The organism is Pedobacter zeae (assembly GCF_014196715.1).
GTDB lineage: Bacteria > Bacteroidota > Bacteroidia > Sphingobacteriales > Sphingobacteriaceae > Pedobacter > Pedobacter zeae.
The window spans coordinates 1-16,343 of the sequence record NZ_JACIEF010000004.1 but is presented as its reverse complement, the minus strand read 5'-3'; the positions used below and the strand labels follow the sequence as shown (position 1 = coordinate 16,343).

Annotated in this window: 16 protein-coding genes and 1 tRNA gene; 11 read left to right on the top strand and 6 right to left on the bottom strand. The window is 39.2% G+C overall.

Translation table 11 applies throughout. The features are described from left to right. Positions 1 to 31 precede the first annotated feature (31 nt). Both GGQ60_RS18790 and GGQ60_RS18785 read right to left on the bottom strand, forming a co-directional pair. Positions 32 to 1,510, bottom strand: coding sequence for a lipopolysaccharide biosynthesis protein (locus GGQ60_RS18790; RefSeq protein WP_183767292.1), 1,479 nt, complete (start codon positions 1,508 to 1,510; stop codon positions 32 to 34). Positions 1,511 to 1,589: 79 nt separating this feature from the next. Continuing rightward, the gene (locus GGQ60_RS18785; protein ID WP_183767290.1) at positions 1,590 to 1,862 is read right to left on the bottom strand and encodes an acylphosphatase; all 273 of its coding nucleotides are present in this window, start codon (positions 1,860 to 1,862) and stop codon (positions 1,590 to 1,592) included. 276 nt (positions 1,863 to 2,138) lie between these two features. On the opposite strand from GGQ60_RS18785, the gene GGQ60_RS18780 reads away from it, so the two are divergent. Beyond that, the gene (locus GGQ60_RS18780; protein WP_183767288.1) at positions 2,139 to 2,504 is read left to right on the top strand and encodes a hypothetical protein; all 366 of its coding nucleotides are present in this window, start codon (positions 2,139 to 2,141) and stop codon (positions 2,502 to 2,504) included. Positions 2,505 to 2,745: 241 nt separating this feature from the next. Further along, positions 2,746 to 3,747 (top strand): aldo/keto reductase, encoded by a 1,002-nt coding sequence (locus tag GGQ60_RS18775; protein WP_183767286.1) that lies wholly within the window; start codon positions 2,746 to 2,748, stop codon positions 3,745 to 3,747. A gap of 192 nt (positions 3,748 to 3,939) precedes the next feature. Here the strand turns inward: GGQ60_RS18775 and GGQ60_RS18770 are convergent, their stop codons facing one another. The 3 genes from GGQ60_RS18770 to GGQ60_RS18760 form a co-directional block, all read right to left on the bottom strand. Continuing rightward, the gene (locus GGQ60_RS18770) at positions 3,940 to 4,893 is read right to left on the bottom strand and encodes an NAD(P)H-dependent flavin oxidoreductase (protein WP_183767284.1); all 954 of its coding nucleotides are present in this window, start codon (positions 4,891 to 4,893) and stop codon (positions 3,940 to 3,942) included. A 5-nt stretch (positions 4,894 to 4,898) separates the two neighbouring features. Then, positions 4,899 to 6,059 (bottom strand): amidohydrolase family protein, encoded by a 1,161-nt coding sequence (locus GGQ60_RS18765; protein ID WP_183767282.1) that lies wholly within the window; start codon positions 6,057 to 6,059, stop codon positions 4,899 to 4,901. Between the two features lie 74 nt (positions 6,060 to 6,133). Next, positions 6,134 to 6,206: transfer RNA gene (locus GGQ60_RS18760), tRNA-Thr, on the bottom strand. 349 nt (positions 6,207 to 6,555) lie between these two features. On the opposite strand from GGQ60_RS18760, the gene GGQ60_RS18755 reads away from it, so the two are divergent. From GGQ60_RS18755 to GGQ60_RS18740, 4 genes are all read left to right on the top strand, one after another. Beyond that, on the top strand, positions 6,556 to 6,870 hold the full coding sequence (locus GGQ60_RS18755) for a hypothetical protein (RefSeq protein ID WP_183767280.1): 315 nt from the start codon (positions 6,556 to 6,558) through the stop codon (positions 6,868 to 6,870). Positions 6,871 to 6,943: 73 nt separating this feature from the next. Continuing rightward, entirely contained in the window at positions 6,944 to 7,255 is a 312-nt protein-coding gene (locus GGQ60_RS18750) for a hypothetical protein (protein WP_183767278.1), read from the top strand. Positions 7,256 to 7,333: 78 nt separating this feature from the next. Further along, complete coding sequence (locus GGQ60_RS18745; RefSeq protein ID WP_025145420.1) at positions 7,334 to 7,648, top strand: hypothetical protein; 315 nt, start codon at positions 7,334 to 7,336, stop codon at positions 7,646 to 7,648. Positions 7,649 to 7,719: 71 nt separating this feature from the next. Continuing rightward, a complete protein-coding gene (locus tag GGQ60_RS18740) occupies positions 7,720 to 9,051 on the top strand; it encodes a sigma-54-dependent transcriptional regulator (RefSeq protein ID WP_183767276.1) in 1,332 nt (443 codons plus the stop codon). On the opposite strand, the gene GGQ60_RS18735 is transcribed toward GGQ60_RS18740, so the two are convergent. Then, on the bottom strand, positions 9,052 to 11,529 hold the full coding sequence (locus GGQ60_RS18735; RefSeq protein WP_183767274.1) for a hybrid sensor histidine kinase/response regulator: 2,478 nt from the start codon (positions 11,527 to 11,529) through the stop codon (positions 9,052 to 9,054). Positions 11,530 to 11,667: 138 nt separating this feature from the next. Here GGQ60_RS18735 and GGQ60_RS18730 point away from each other — a divergent pair, with 138 nt between their 5' ends. From GGQ60_RS18730 to rlmN, 5 genes are all read left to right on the top strand, one after another. Further along, positions 11,668 to 12,357, top strand: a complete 690-nt coding sequence (locus tag GGQ60_RS18730; RefSeq protein ID WP_183767272.1) for a helix-turn-helix transcriptional regulator — start codon at positions 11,668 to 11,670, stop codon at positions 12,355 to 12,357. Between the two features lie 96 nt (positions 12,358 to 12,453). Continuing rightward, the gene (locus tag GGQ60_RS18725) at positions 12,454 to 12,990 is read left to right on the top strand and encodes a DinB family protein (RefSeq protein WP_229685161.1); all 537 of its coding nucleotides are present in this window, start codon (positions 12,454 to 12,456) and stop codon (positions 12,988 to 12,990) included. A 191-nt stretch (positions 12,991 to 13,181) separates the two neighbouring features. Beyond that, on the top strand, positions 13,182 to 13,703 hold the full coding sequence (locus GGQ60_RS18720; RefSeq protein WP_183767270.1) for an NADPH-dependent FMN reductase: 522 nt from the start codon (positions 13,182 to 13,184) through the stop codon (positions 13,701 to 13,703). A 27-nt stretch (positions 13,704 to 13,730) separates the two neighbouring features. Further along, positions 13,731 to 14,705, top strand: coding sequence for a 23S rRNA pseudouridine(2604) synthase RluF (gene rluF, locus GGQ60_RS18715; protein ID WP_183767268.1), 975 nt, complete (start codon positions 13,731 to 13,733; stop codon positions 14,703 to 14,705). Between the two features lie 88 nt (positions 14,706 to 14,793). Continuing rightward, positions 14,794 to 15,849, top strand: a complete 1,056-nt coding sequence (gene rlmN / locus GGQ60_RS18710; protein ID WP_183767266.1) for a dual-specificity RNA methyltransferase RlmN — start codon at positions 14,794 to 14,796, stop codon at positions 15,847 to 15,849. Positions 15,850 to 16,343: the final 494 nt, after the last annotated feature.

The following is a 16,343-nucleotide window of genomic DNA, read 5'->3' as shown; positions in this document are numbered from 1 at the left end:
GATAATAGATTGTATGCCTGATTCTGCAGATTTACCTCTTTAGCATTTTTATTACATTATTCTTCTCAAAATAGAAAATACCCAGAAGAAATAGGACTAAAATGCTATTTCCGATATAAATATTACGTTTAAATACCCAAAATGATACATATACCATCACAATGGAAACCAAAATATAGGCACTCATTGCTTTAAGTTGATAAGGTATAGGGTAATGCTTTTGTCCAAGCAAATAAGAAATCACCATAATAATGAAATAGGTCAGCATTGATACCCAGGCAGAGCCCATGTAGCTAAATTTAGGAATAAGAACAATGTTCATGACAATGGTAAAAACTGCACCTACCAAAGATATATATAAACCATACCGGGTTTGATCGGATAAGCGGTACCATACCGATAAGTTCATATAAATACCTAAACAAACATAACCGAACAACAAGAATGGAACTGCGTTGAGTCCTACCCAATACCTTGAATTGATAAAATGTTTGATAATTTCGATATTGGCGGTCAAGCCCACAAAAAGAATCGATAAAGCGAGCACAAAGTAATACAGGATATTAGCATAAGTTTGCTTTGCATTTGCATTTTTAGCATGACTAAAGAAAAATGGTTCGGCACCTAACCTAAAAGCCGTATTAAAAATACTAATGAAAATAGCCAATTTGCAAACGGCCCCATAAATACCAACATCATGATTGGCAATGCTGTCCGGCAGGTATTTCCCCAATAAAATTTTGTCTAAATTCTCATTTATAATAAACGATAAATTGGCCACCAGTACAGGCCAGCTATAGCCCAGCATATTCTTGAATAAACTTTTATTAAATTTAAACTGGATTTCTAAAAACTGTGGGATAAGCATGAGCAATGTAGCTATACTTGCGATTAAATTGGCTAAAAAAACATAACCTACCCAACGACCTTTATACCATGAAGTAAACCATCCGCTTACGATATCATGTTTGATTAGGAATGGTATAACATAGATGAACACAAGATTCAAGCCTACAAAGGTCCCTATGTTAAGGAATTTGATTAAGCTATATTTAAAAGGCTTTCCATCTGCCCTTAATTTGGCAAATGGAATAACACTGATGGCATCCACGAACAATATCCATACGAAATAATGCACATAAGATTTTTGATCAGCCAATTCCGCTATATTTCCATCTAAAGTATACCTAGCCAGGTAATCGGAGAAGATCAATGCGGTAATTAAAAAAAGGGTTGATATAAATGCGATTACCAAAAAGCTATTGTTATACACTTCCTGCTTCCGATCTTCATGTTTATTTAAGTACCTGAAAAAAGTGGTTTCCATCCCAAAAGCCAATATTGGATTGATGATAGACACATAACTGAACATTTTGGTAAAAACACCGTAAACCCCAGGCGCAAAAACACCAGTGTAAACAGGTGTTAAAATAAAATTGAACAACCTCGAAAAAATGGTACTGATACCATAAATCATGGTCTGTCCAAGGAATTTTTTATATACCGACATTTAATATTGAGATTTGAGCATTGCGTATTGAGATAAGCTCCATTACCGGAACACTATAGCAATCCAACAATTCAGCAATTTATTTCCTTAAAACTTCAAAATTACGATAGTTTTTTACTTCACCATCGCTTACCACCACATTTTCTACACGAGAGCGGTCAGGTCCTTCGTGGCACCAGTTTACAAATTCCTCTAAAAAAATTTCTTCACCTTCTGCTTCGATATAAACCGACCCGTCTTTTTCGTTCCTTACAAAACCGTTTACCATCATCTGGTTGGCAATAATTTTAGTAGTTTCCCTAAAACCTACGCCCTGCACTTTACCCGTTACTATTATATTGAGATGTTTCATTTATTGCCGTAAAGTTGAAATGTTTTAAAGCTGCAAAGGTAAATGAATTCTCACAATTCTTCAGCACCTGTTAAAAAGGGCATTGACCTGATTTAGCGAAGTTGCAGTTATATTATTCTGCAGACAGGTTTCGCACCTTATCATCAAAATATTCATAAAAAACGGAAGAATTAACCCGCTAAGTAGAAAGTTATAATTAGACTGGTTATCATTAACACTAATTTTTCCGGAATAGGCCAACATTTAGGTAATTTGAATTTTAAAACGGAGTCGATAATGAGTGTACATATAGGATTGATGATCTGGAAGGAAATGAAGGCCAAAGAGATTTCTGTTTCCATGTTCGCAGAAAAAATGGCCATTAGCAAAACCAAGGCACAGGAAATTATCAATAGTTCCACGCTGGATGTTTCCTTGCTTGCTACGGTGAGTGAAATACTGGGTTACAATTTTTTCAGTTATTACGAAAAGGGGAAGCTGTTATCCGAGCTCAATCAAAAAGAAAAACAAGCATCGGCAGAAGAAATCAAAAGGCTTAAAAGCCTGTTAAGTGAGAAGAACAAAACTATCGAACTTAAAGATAAAATCATCCAAAACCTCTCACACACTGTTTCTTTACTCGAAAAAGTCCAGTACCGCTAATCTGGAAGGGAGTAAAATCGTCCGGAAAATAATTTTATTCCATACATTTTTCGATATTCATGATAACATGTCCGATGGTATCAAAGATCGTTCGTGTTCAATATTCAAATTGTTCCGGCCAACAATTCATCCCCGGATTTCTGGTACTTGTTAAGCTTTTGAAATAAATGCATTGTAACACAATGGCTATAAGTCGTGTTTTCATTGTAATACCTACATTTGATTAATAATTTATATCACTATGAAATACAGAAAACTTGGAACAACAGACGAACAACTATCTGCACTTGGCCTTGGCTGCATGGGCATGAGCTTTGCCTATGGCCCTGCAAATGATAAAGAAAGTTTGGCAACCCTGGAGAAAGCCCTCGACCTGGGTATCAACTTTTGGGATACAGCTGATATGTATGCCAACGGTGCCAATGAAGAACTGATCTCTAAAATACTGGTACCCAACCGCAATAAGGTATTTATCGCAACAAAATTCGGTTTTCGTTTTAAGGATGGCGTAGCGGCACCTAGCAGCGCTGTAGGAGCATATTTTGATGGCTCTCCTGCCTGGATAAAAATTGCAGTTGAACAGAGCCTGAAACGCCTGAAGATTGATACCATTGACCTTTACTACGCGCATCGGGTTGATCCTAATGTGCCCATTGAAGAAACCGTTGGTGCCATGGCCGATCTGGTAAAAGAAGGAAAGGTGCGTTATCTTGGACTAAGTGAGGCTTCTGCCGCTTCCATCAGGAAAGCGCAGGCTGTTCATCCGATTGCGGCACTGCAAAGTGAATATTCACTACTATCACGGGATGTTGAAAATGGCATATTGCAAACAACCCGCGAGCTTGGCATTTCACTTATACCTTATTCTCCATTGGCACGAGGCCTGGTTACCAATACACTTGATGTAAATACCCTGGCCGAAAACGATTTTAGGAGAACTTTGCCACGTTACCAGCAAGAAAATATAGCGAATAACAATAAATTAATAACGGAATTTGCTGCATTTGCAGCTACCAAAAACTGCACGCCTGCACAACTTGCATTAGCCTGGGTTTTGGCACAAGGAGAGGATATCATTCCTATTCCCGGAACCAAAAAAAGAAAATACCTGGAAGAGAATGCCGGTGCGATCGAAGTTGAACTAACCGACGCCGATCTTATAAAAATTAATGCATTAATTAAACAATACCCTGTAATCGGTGAGCGATATAGTGATGCTGCAATGAAGATGGTGAATCACTAAGTAGCAAACTGACCTAAAATGTCCCCTTATTCCGAAATTATTATGAGTGGTAAGGGGTCATTTAACCTAGTAAGATGATTTAAGCTGAAGGACCACTTAGTTAGTCCCTAAAATAAAAAGTATACCCATGGGCTAAAAATCTTTAAAGAAAGGTGAGATAAACTGCCAGGTAACGAAATGCGGTTGAATTAACTATCTAAATTCGTTTTGCAGTTGCGTAAGGCGGGTAATTTCTACTTTAAACTGTCCCCATATTTCTTCGAGTATAACCCTTGCAGGTTTAATTTCATTTAGCATGGCCGAAACCTGGCCTATTTCGAGTTCGCCGTTTTCTACATCTCCCTCAAACATCCCCAGTTTTGCTCTTGCCCTGCCTAACAGAGCTTTTAAACGCTCAGCGTCTGCACCTTCGGCCTCCGCAGTAGAAATGGCATCGGCAAATTCGTTTTTCAATAATCTTACCGGAACGAGCTTTTTCATTGCCAGCTTGGTATCACCTTCGGCCGCTGAGATAATTTTATGTTTAAATGCAGGATGTGCTGAAGATTCTTCTGAAACAGCAAAAGCCGAACCTGCCTGAACGGCATCGGCACCCAATGCAAAAGCTGCCAGCATGGCTTTTCCGCTCCCGATACCGCCAGCAGCTATAACGGGAAGTTGTACAGCCTTCTTAATCATTGGGATTAAACACAGGGTTGTTGTTTCTTCCCTCCCGTTGTGTCCACCCGCTTCAAATCCCTCGGCAACAATCGCATCTACCCCTGCTTCCTGGGCTTTTACGGCAAATTTGGTATTCGCAATTACATGAACCACAGTAATACCCTTTTCTTTTAAAAAACCAGTCCATGTTGCAGGATTACCTGCAGAAGAAAATACAATTTTTACATTTTCTTCAATTACTACATCTATAATCTCCTTAATATTAGGATAGAGCAATGGAATATTAACACCAAACGGCTGGTGAGTTGCTAATTTGCATTTTTGAATATGTAATCTTAAAACTTCGGGATACATCGAACCTGCCCCAATAATACCCAGGCCTCCTGCGTTAGAAACCGCCGAAGCCAGTCGCCAACCACTGCACCACACCATTCCGGCCTGAATAATAGGGTATTTAATATTAAATAGTTTACAGATTGGGTTCATATAATTTAAATTAGCCTTTTTACCTGGTCATTTTCAATCTTAAAATCAGCAGACAATTGAATTAGATTCAATCCCGGTCTTTTACCCACTTGTATTGTTCCTAACTGCTTGTCGAGCGCTAAAAATTCGGCTCCGTTTACAGTTGCCCAAGTCAAAAGTTTTTCGAAAGGAACCTGCTTATATTTCTGTAAGGTGAGCATTTCTGATAGGATATTAAGTTGATGGTTGCTGGCCAAACTATCTGTCCCCAGGGTAATTTTTACATTTTCACCCATTAACAGATCAACGTCAGGTAAAGCATTTTCGATATATAAATTGGCCTGCGGACAAAGGCACCAATATAAATTAGTATGGTGTTCTTTAGCAAAAGCGATATCTGCCTGGTTTGAAACGGTATTGTGCACCAGCAACGTTTTCTGTGCTTTAATATAAGGTAACCAGCTTTGTAAAGATGTTTTATTGGTGGGCTCAAAGAAAGTAATATCCAGCCCTAAAAATCGATAGAGCTCTAAAAATCCACCCGTTTTATTTTTGAAAAAAGCATTTTCATTTTCTGTTTCCTGATTATGAACGCTAATAATGGCATTATCTTTTTCTGCCTCTTTTCTTATTAATTCAAATAATTCCGGAGATACTGAATAAGGCGCATGCGGAACAATTGAGGCAGAGAGCGGTTTAAAATCCTGTCTAATCCGTTTCGCATCATCCATTATGGCCCCAGCCCGTGCGGGATTAAAGCCCATGGCCTCGATAAAGGTATGGTAATGTATTTTGCTGTTTTCTTTTATTTCTTTAGAAGAAAGTTGGTTGGAAATATCGCCAACCGCCATAATCCCATTATCGAACATTTTCTGATCGGCCGTTTGCATTGCGGCTTTAATCTGGTCTGCATCAGCCTGCCTGTTTTTAATAATACTTTGCACAAATGCAACCAAGCCGGTATGCTCTGGGATTTGCCCCAACATGTGCGAAAGTTCCAAATGGCAATGGGTATTGATAAAACCCGGAACAATAGCCCCCTTAAGATAAACCACATCAGGATTTTTAGCCTTACCAGCAGTAAGTACCTGCTGTATTTCACCCGTCGCATTTACGGCAACTACACCATTTTTAATTGGCGGACTACTTACCGGAAAAATCCAATCGGCAGAAAAGTATTTAAGCATAGCTGCAAAGTAAGCTGATTAGGCCAAGCCGTCAAAATATTTTAAGGAAAATAGAATGGGAAGGAAAATAAAAGAGCCTCCTATCGGAATCGAACCAATGACCTACTGATTACAAGTCAGTTGCTCTACCAGCTGAGCTAAGGAGGCTTTTAATGGGGCTGCAATGATAGAAAAAAATCTTCTTTTTTCAAAAATGAAATTATTTTTTTTTGCCAGGTGATATCACCTCGCAGTTAAGCGCTAATATATTTGCTAATGCCAGCACAATAGCCATTCACCAGGGTGCTAATATCAATCGGTGTTCTACCTATGAGTAAAGAATAACTGCAAAACTTGTAGTTATTCACCACAAAGTGTGGAGAAAATCCACAACATTAAAACTTTGGCACAAAAACAACAAACTGTAAATCAATAGTTTAAATAAAAATTTTGGTTTGGCACCATTATGAAACATTAGCAAGTATTGTTACACAAATTAAATTTTAAAATATATACTATGAAAAAGTTCGTTTTAGCAGCTACAGTATTAGCATTAGCAGGATTCTCAGCAGTACAGGCAAGTGAAGTAAAAGATTTTAAAACTACTGCAATTGTTGCAGTTCAGGATAGCGCAGTGAAAACTCCGGTTAAACTGGAAGAATTACCTGAGCCAGTAACAACTGCATTGAAATCTGATGCTTACAAAGGCTGGACCCCTACTGAAGCTTGGTCTGTGAAAGAAGGTACGAAAGAATATTACTTAATCAACGTGAAAAAAGAAGCAGAAACCGGTTCAGTTAAAATTGACAAAGACGGTAAACCAGTTCAGTAATCCACATCAGATTAACGCTCACCATCAATAAGTATTTAAACAAAAAATCTATCATATCTTAAAACATCATATCATGAAAAAGATCTTTTTAGCCGCTACATTAGCATTCGCAGGATTCTCAGCAGTACAGGCAAGTGAAGTAAACACCATAAAAAACACTGCAATTGTTGCAGTTCAGGACAGTGCAGTTAAAACTCCGGTTAAATTGGAAGAACTGCCAGCACCGGTAACAACCGCGTTAAAATCTGACGCTTACAAAGGTTGGACCGCTACTGAAGCCTGGTCAGTGAAAGAAGGTACGAAAGAGTACTATTTAATTAATGTGAAAAAAGAAGCTGAAACCGGTTCGGTAAAAATCGACAAAGACGGTAAACCAGTTCAATAGTCAGCAGTAAATACACCCTAAGGTATAATCAATATTAGCGCAGCCCACGGGCTGCGCATAAACTAAAAAGAAACAAAAATGAAAAAATTAATTTTATCGGCTGCGTTCTTAGCTTTTGCAGGATTCTCAGCAGTACAGGCAAGTGAAGTAAAAGATTTTAAAACTACCGCAATTGTTGCAGTTCAGGATAGTGCAGTTAAAACTCCGGTTAAATTGGAAGAATTACCTGAGCCGGTAACTACAGCATTAAAATCCGACGCATACAAAGGATGGACCGCTACTGAAGCTTGGTCTGTGAAAGAAGGTACGAAAGAGTACTATTTAATCAATGTTAAAAAAGAAGCAGAAACTGGTTCAGTTAAAATTGATAAAGACGGTAAGCCAGTTCAATAAAAAACCCAAATAATTACATCTACCTATTATAAGAAAGCCGGATTATGTCCGGCTTTTCTTATTTTTGTTACATGGCGAGGATCCTGATTTTAGAAGACGATACGACATTTGCACAATTACTTGATGGTTTTTTAACTAAAAACGGTCATGAGGTGACCCTTGTAACCCAGGTAAAGCAATCATTTAAGCAAGTTGAAACCAAAGAATTCGATTTACTTTTAATCGATTACCGTCTGCCAGACGGAACCGGATTAGAAGTGCTTACCCATCTTCGTGACCTGGCCCTTTCCATTCCGGTAATCATCATGACCAGCTTTAATGACGTACGGACGGCGGTAAAATCAATTCAATTGGGTGCTTTTGATTACATTACCAAGCCTGTTAACCCGGATGAATTATTAATGGTGATCAAAAATTCTTTAACTAAAAAGGATTTAAAGAGTGTTGAACCAAAAGAAGCAAATGGTGATTTTATAAAGGGTAAAAGTGCAATTGCAGATAAACTGTACGAACATATCAATTTGGTAGCGCCAACAGATATGTCGGTCATTATACAAGGCGAAAGCGGCACTGGAAAAGAGTTCGCAGCCAGAACCCTGCACCAGCAAAGCAAACGTGCAGATAAACCATTTGTAGCAATAGATTGCGGTGCTTTATCGAAAGATTTAGCCGCCAGCGAGTTATTCGGGCATGTAAAAGGTGCTTTTACAGGTGCATTGAACGACAAAAAAGGCCAGTTTGAGGTTGCTAATGGAGGAACATTATTTTTAGACGAAGTTGGCAACCTGAGTTATGAAGTACAGATTAAGTTACTGAGGGCATTACAGGAAAGGGTAATCCAGCCTTTGGGAAGTACCAAACAGATTCCGGTTAATGTTCGCATCATTACGGCTACCAATGATGATCTGGCCAATAGTATGCAACAGGGAGAATTCAGGGAGGATTTATATCATCGTTTAAATGAATTCAAAATCCAGCTTCCGCCGTTGAGAGAAAGAGGCGGTGATTTAGAACTTTTTATCAACCACTTTATACAATTATCAAACCGCGATCTGGACCGGAATGTTAAAAGCATTTCTAATGATGCAAAAGCACTTTTGCTGAGCTACGATTGGCCGGGAAATCTGCGCGAGCTACGCAATGTGATCAAACGTATGGTTTTATTAAGCCCGGGCGATGTTGCACAGATTGGTGCATTACCGGATGAAATGATGATTTCTGTCCATCACCAGTCAGCTCCAGGCAATTCCTCTGATCTGAAAGCAGTGAACGAACAAAATGAAAAAGCTTTGATTACTGAGACGTTGATCAAAGTAAGACATAACAAAACAAAAGCTGCAAAGATTTTAAATATCGATCGTAAAACCTTATATGCAAAAATGGAACGTTACGGGATAGAATAATTACCCGGCATTAGCGTAGTCGATTTTTTCCATAAAGGCGATTAACTCATTTAATTTTCCGATCTGCAGTAAAATTTCAGATTTAGCAGTATTAGTCAGACCTTCTCGTGCAATTTTCAATTCCAGGGAACGAAATGCACTTGCCAAAGTTTTCGAACCCATTTGCGCCATGCGTCCTGCAAGGCGGTGAACCAGTAACCTGGCTTGATCAGTGTTATGATCAATTAAATGTTTCTCCAGCAGTGCGGCATCATCTATAGAATCCTGTTTAAAACGGTTTAATATTTTATCCAACATTTGCTGGTCGCCAAAAGTCATTTTTTCTATTGAAGAAAAATCGAATTCGGGTTGTTCTGCTAATATTTCTGTTTTATCAAATATAGACAGGATATCAACCGCCCTGAATGGTTTCATAATCAGGCCATCAAAACCCTCACTTAAAACCATTTCGCGTTCTTCGGGTAACACCTGCGCAGTAATGGCATAAAATTTAATCTGTTTCGGCAGTTTCTTTTTCAATAAATGGCACAGTTCAAACCCGGTCATTTCAGGCATGCGCATATCCATCAATACATACTTTAAATCAGATTCGGCTTCGGCGTGTAAAATATCGGCCACCTGGGTAAACGTTCTGAATGGGATGTTATTTTTCTGAAAAATCATTCCACATAAATCGAGGATAAGTTTATCATCATCAATTACCCAAACTGTTCCTGAGTTTACAATGGCATAATGTTCCAAATCTAAAGTATCATTTATGCGCTCGGCGGTATTTTCATATTTCATATAGATATTAAATGTGGTACCAACGCCGGGCTTACTTTTAACGTAGATCCTTCCACCCTGTGTCTCAATCAAAGATTTAACAATAGGCAGCCCCAAACCTGTACCGGCCTGGTTGATAATGTATTTCTCAGGAGATTCTATCTGCTCAAATTCATTAAATATTTTGGGGATATCTTTTTCTTCAAATCCAATCCCGGTATCCTTTATGGTAAAATGAAAGTGCAGGTCTTCTCCTTGCTTTTTATACGATACAGCAAGCTTAATTTCACCTTTCAAAGTAAATTTTACAGCATTACCCAATAAGTTAAATAAAATCTGCTTTAGCCTAAAAGCATCGCCCTTTACAAATTCCAAATCATTGAGATCGAGTTCTGCATTTAACTGAAGTGATTTCTGTTCTGCCAATGGACGCATTACAGAAACTACCTCATCCAAAGCTTTTTTAATATTGAATACCTGATTATTGAAGCTAAACTCCCCCGATATAATCCGGTTATAATCCAATACTTCATTCACAATCTGTAGTAAATGGATCGAGGATTGGTAAATGGCATCCACATCTTTTTTGTTGGGTACATCCTGCTGGGTAATCAGCTCTGCATAACCTAAAATAGATTGTAATGGCGTTCTTATCTCATGGCTCATATTCGATAAAAACCGCTGTTTTGCCTTGCCATGGTATTCTGCTTCATCTTTGGCAAGTTCCAATGCTCTTCTGTACCTGTTGCTTTTCGTAATATCTGCCAAAATTAAATACAGCAGAATTACCGTTAACAGGAAAAAGATAATGATAATGGTGGTGATTTGTGTAATTCCATCGTTAACCACTTCTTTAGCCTGTATCCCGTTCAAATCAACCTGGGCCATGGCCTGGCCTTCAACCTCTCGTAAAATCTGCAGCATTTTGGCCGTTAAGGCGTTACTGGCACTTGACAGATCGGCCTCGCGTTTTAAAAATTTCTGACTTTTCTGACGTTGCTCCAGTTCGATATTCCTTAACGAGCCCGTCATGCTTTTCATGATGCTGTCTTCAGCCTTTGCATTTAAAGTATCACGCTTAACCTTAAATTCTTCATTGATGATTTTGTAAACATCGGCCTTCTTCTTGCCAAAAAGTTTACTCAGGAAACCACGCGATTTTTGCTCTTCTTCCGGTGCAACCGTAGTGGTCGATGTGGTTGTCTCGGTGGTTAGTACCGCACTGTCTGTTTGCCTGGCACGCGTTGCCACCAGCTCATTCAATTTCCGTACCTCGTCAGAGAAAGATTTAGTATTAACCAACGTTTCCCTCACTTTCAGGTAATTTACAAACTGCTTGTCGCGATCAGATAATAAGTTTTTGATCGACTTAATCCTGGCCAACTGAGCAGAATCACCGCGGTATAATTTCCTTAGGGTATCCAAACTGGATCTTAACTTACGCGATTCTTTAAGAAAACTATAGGTACCCTGTTTGTTAAAAGCTTCGTCTCTTTGCAGCTGATCTAACCGGGCAATTTTATGCGAAAGATCGTTTACAATCCTTAAGCGGTCGTTTGGGGCCGAAATTTCTTCAACGGTATCCAGCATCCGTGTAAACGCAAACTTACTGATACCCCATGCCAAAAGCAGCGCAAAGCAGGCAAACAAAAAACCTATGATCACCTTACTTTTTATTGCCCGGAAGAAGCGTTTTTGAATAACAGCCGCCATTTAATTCAGATTATTAACTTAAACCATTATAATAACGGCTTTTCGTTTAAAATTGATATGTTTTTATCTTTTACAAATAACGTACCACAAGAAAAATTGATTAAAAAACTTTAATTTTAATCGCCTAAAAAATACCTCATGAACCGTATCGACCGACTTTTCGGAATCTTGACCCTGCTTCAATCAAGAAAATATATTACAGCCGAAAAAATTGCAGAAAGGTTTGATATGAGCGTACGTACGGTTTACCGTGATATTAAAGCATTAGGCGAACAAGGGATACCCGTAAGTTTTGAGCAACATAAGGGCTATTACCTCGTTCAGGGTTATTTTCTGCCCCCTGTTTCTTTTAATATGGACGAAGCCAATGCCCTGCTTCTGGTAGAAAGCCTGGTAAATGGTTTTGCCGATCATTCTATCCGTGCACATTATTCAACTGCACTGACCAAAGTAAAATCGGTACTCAAAAGCCATCAGAAAGAAAAGCTGGAAACTATGAACCAGCACATTAAACTCCAGATTCCAGAAAGGCTCAATTTTAATTTCGAATATTTATCCCTCATTCAACAAGCCATTGCTGAAAAACACATTATTGCGCTCGATTATAAAAATAACAAAGAAGAGTTGAGCAAGCGTGAAGTAGAGTCAATTGGCCTCATTTTCTATGCATTTAGCTGGCACCTTATTGCCTGGTGCCATTACCGCAATGAATATCGCGATTTTAACCTCACGCGAATTACCGGTTTAAAAAATCTGGGCACCCCATTCAGAAAAACCCAGCACATGCCATTAAGCGATTATATGCATCTGCTACCTGTAAATTATTGAAAATATTTTTTAGGCTGCCATAGGGTTGTCAGTGGCCCGTATTTCCTTTGTGTAAACCAACTTCAAAAAATCATGAGCATTGCTGATTTATTACTTATGGAATTACACACAGTAGAAAAAACAAAACAGAAAAATATGGACATTATTAAATTATTAATGAAAGAGTACGAGGCGGAATTTAATACCACAAAAAAATTCCTGGCCATTGTACCAACAGATAAGTTTGACTGGGTGCCTCACGAAAAAAGTATGAAAATGAAATCGCTTGCGGTTCATATTGCCGATCTGCCAAGCTGGGTTTCTCTCGCTTTAACAACTGAAGGATTGGATTTCGAAACAGCACCTTATGTAGAAGAACCTGCAGAAAATGCAGCTGATCTGGTTAAAATTCTGGAGAAAAATTATGCATTGGGAAAGGCAGAACTGGAAAAAGCAACAGAAGAAGACTTAAACGGCCGTTGGGTATTAAGGATGGGTAAACAGGTTTTGGCCGATTATTCCAAATACGAAACCATCCGCCATTCACTTAACCAAACCACTCACCACAGAGCCCAATTAGGCGTGTATTTAAGGTTATTGAATATACCCATTCCGGGAAGTTATGGCCCAAGTGCAGATGATCAGAATTTTTAGTTTATAAAAAATAACCGTCATTTCCACCTGCGGGAAATATTGAAGCGATCAGATTAGATCAGTTTCGGTCGGCCATTAAACATTTTTCAGATGGACTATTGAAACCTGGTGCGTTTTAGTGGTTCATTGGAAATGACGGAGAGATTATCAGCCCCACATCCTAATTTATCTTCACTTTGCTATTTTTAGCCATGAAAAAAATATTTGCGATTTCTGGCAGCACTAAGTCCTCATCAACCAACGCACTTTATATTTTGGCAATCAGCAGTCTTTTAGGGAAAGATGTTGAGGTCTCCACTATCCCAACTATTGCAGATATTCCGCATTTCAACCCTGATTTGGATTTAGAAAACCAACCAAAAGTTGTCAGTGATCTTCGCAAGGCCCTCCGAAAAGCAGACGGCATTATCATTTCTACACCAGAATATGCAATGGGTTTGCCGGGTTCCCTAAAAAATCTACTCGATTGGACGGTTAGCTCAGCATCACTTTCGGGCAAACCTGTTTTAGCACTGGTAGCTTCTACACAGGGTGAAAAAGCCTATCAATCCATCATCGATATTTTAACCGTACTCGAAGCGAAGGTCTCTCCCCGGCTTATTCCCTTTGCAAAAGCAAAGATTAATCCTGATGCCCAAATTACAGATCAGGAAACTTTAACAAACCTCAGAAATACTATTGATGCTTTTGTTACTGCCATGGAAAATGGATAACACAATTTATTTCCGTAAAATTGCAGCATGAACAATAACTCTGCCACCCGTTTAAATAAATTCATCAGTGAAAGTGGATTATGTTCACGCCGCGAGGCAGACCGTTACATCGAAAGGGGCACTGTTTTTATCAATGGGAAAAGGGCCAAAGTAGGCGACCAGGTTTTTGCGGGTGATCGCGTAATGGTTAACGGCCACAATATCGAACCAAAGGAAGAAAGTAATTTCATCCTGTTGGCCTTCAATAAACCCGTTGGCATTACCAGTACTACCGAATCCAGTGTTCGCGATAATATTGTAGATTACGTTAACTACAGCGAAAGAATATTCCCAATCGGCCGGTTAGACAAAGATTCGTCGGGCCTGATTTTCCTGACCAATAATGGCGATATTGTAAACAAGATTTTAAGGGCAGGCAATAAGCACGAAAAGGAATACCTGGTTACCGTTAATAAACCCATAACTGAAGATTTCATTTTCGAAATGAGTAACGGAGTACCTATTTTAGGTGTAAATACACGGAAATGTAAGGTTCGCCAGATCAGTACTTTTGTTTTCAATATCATCTTAATACAAGGCTTAAACAGGCAGATCCGCAGAATGTGTGAGCATTTTGGTTATGAGGTAAACAAACTCGAGCGTATACGGATCATGAATATCAGCCTTAAAGGCATCCCTACGGGAGAATTTAGGGAACTTACCGAAGAAGAGATGAAAGCCATTACCAAAAGTATTGAAAACTCATCTTCTGAAACTAAACCCAAAGCAAAAAATACCACCAGAAAAAAAACAGAGGCCTGGGAAGAAATCCCAGAACTTAGAAAAGAACAGCCTAAAAAAGCATTCAAACCAAAAGCCCCGGTTCAAAAATCTTCAGATAGGAAAGCAACTGGCCGTTCGGGCTCAAAGCCCGCCGGCAAAAATAATACTGCGAACAAAAATTCGAGAGCTGTAAAAGGTAAACCTGCAAATAAATCTAATTCAAGGGGCAGGGGGCGATAAGCCAACAAATTGTAAAATTTGGCTTTATCCAGCTGCCTTAATCCATCAATCTTTCACCTTCTACCTTTTTTAAGTACCTTTGCAACAAATGGTAGCAGCAAAAAAAACCGATATCCGTGCCTTAGATCTTTCCCAATTGCAACAGCACCTTGTAGCAATGCAACAACCTGCATTCAGGGCCAAGCAGATTTACCAGTGGCTTTGGGAAAAATCGGCTACGAGTTTTGAGCAGATGAGCAATCTATCTAAAGATCTTCGCAAGGCTTTGGACGACGCTTTCGCCATTAACGCCGTTCAGGTTAATAACTCTCAGTTTAGTAACGACCATACCATTAAGAATACATTCAGGCTGGCCGACGGCAATATTGTTGAAGGGGTTTTAATCCCTTTAGAAGACCGTATGACTGCTTGTGTGAGCTCGCAGGTAGGCTGTAGTTTAACCTGTAAATTCTGCGCTACCGGCTACATGGATCGTAAGCGCAACCTAAATGCCGACGAAATTTACGACCAGGTTGTACTGATTGATAAACAGGCCAAGCAGAATTATAACAACCCGCTTACCAATATTGTGTATATGGGCATGGGAGAGCCCTTATTAAATTATGCCAATGTATTAAGGTCTATCGAGCGTATTACTGCTCCTGATGGTCTAAATATGAGCTATAAACGCATTACAGTATCTACAGCAGGCATTGCAAAGATGATTAAAAAACTTGGCGATGACGGTGCCAAATTCAATCTTGCGTTGTCACTTCATGCTGCTAATGATGAAAAGCGTAATGAAATTATGCCGATTAACGAGGCGAATTCGTTAAAATCTTTGGCAGATGCCCTCAAATATTATTTTGCTAAAACCAAAAATCCGGTTACTTACGAATACATTGTTTTCAATCATTTTAACGACGAGATTTCGGATGCCATGGATTTGGCCAAATTCTGTAAACATATTCCTTGCAAAGTAAACCTGATCGAATATAATCCCATTTCTTTTGCCGACTTTACTAATGCCGAAGGTGATAAAATTGATGCTTTTTCGAATTACCTAAAAAGCCAGGGAATTAATACCAACATCCGCCGTAGCCGTGGTAAAGATATCGATGCGGCTTGCGGGCAGTTAGCGGTTAAAGAAGAAGCAAGTAATTAGTCCCATAGTCTAATATTCCATTCATTAAAGTACAATCCTTAATCATTTATTGGAGCGCGTTTTCCTGTGCATTTGGGTAGGGTTCCGTCCTGCTGTACGCTGCAATCCTTTTGGGGAACATTGCCTGGATAAGTAACCCTCTTTAACCCAAAAGGGATTTTCGCTGCCATCAGGGCTATTATTGAGGGGGCCTGCTGCCACCGAATTTCTATCATCCCATTATTAAGGATTAAGGTACTTCCTGTAATCAAGCAAGTTAAAACAGCCTTAACTTCTTAATGGTTTAAAGCTTGCTTAAAGGAAAAAAGACTAAAGTTCCGCTTTGGACTTTAAGCTTTGGCCTTTCGTCTTTCCGCTTTGGTCTTTAGCCGAAAAGCCTTTAAACAAGAAAACCCTTCGTCATCTCTGACGAAGGGTTTCTTTTAAGATCTGGCACCGACCTACTCTCCCACGTGTTACCGCAGTACCATCGGCTCTGGTGGGCTTAACTTCTC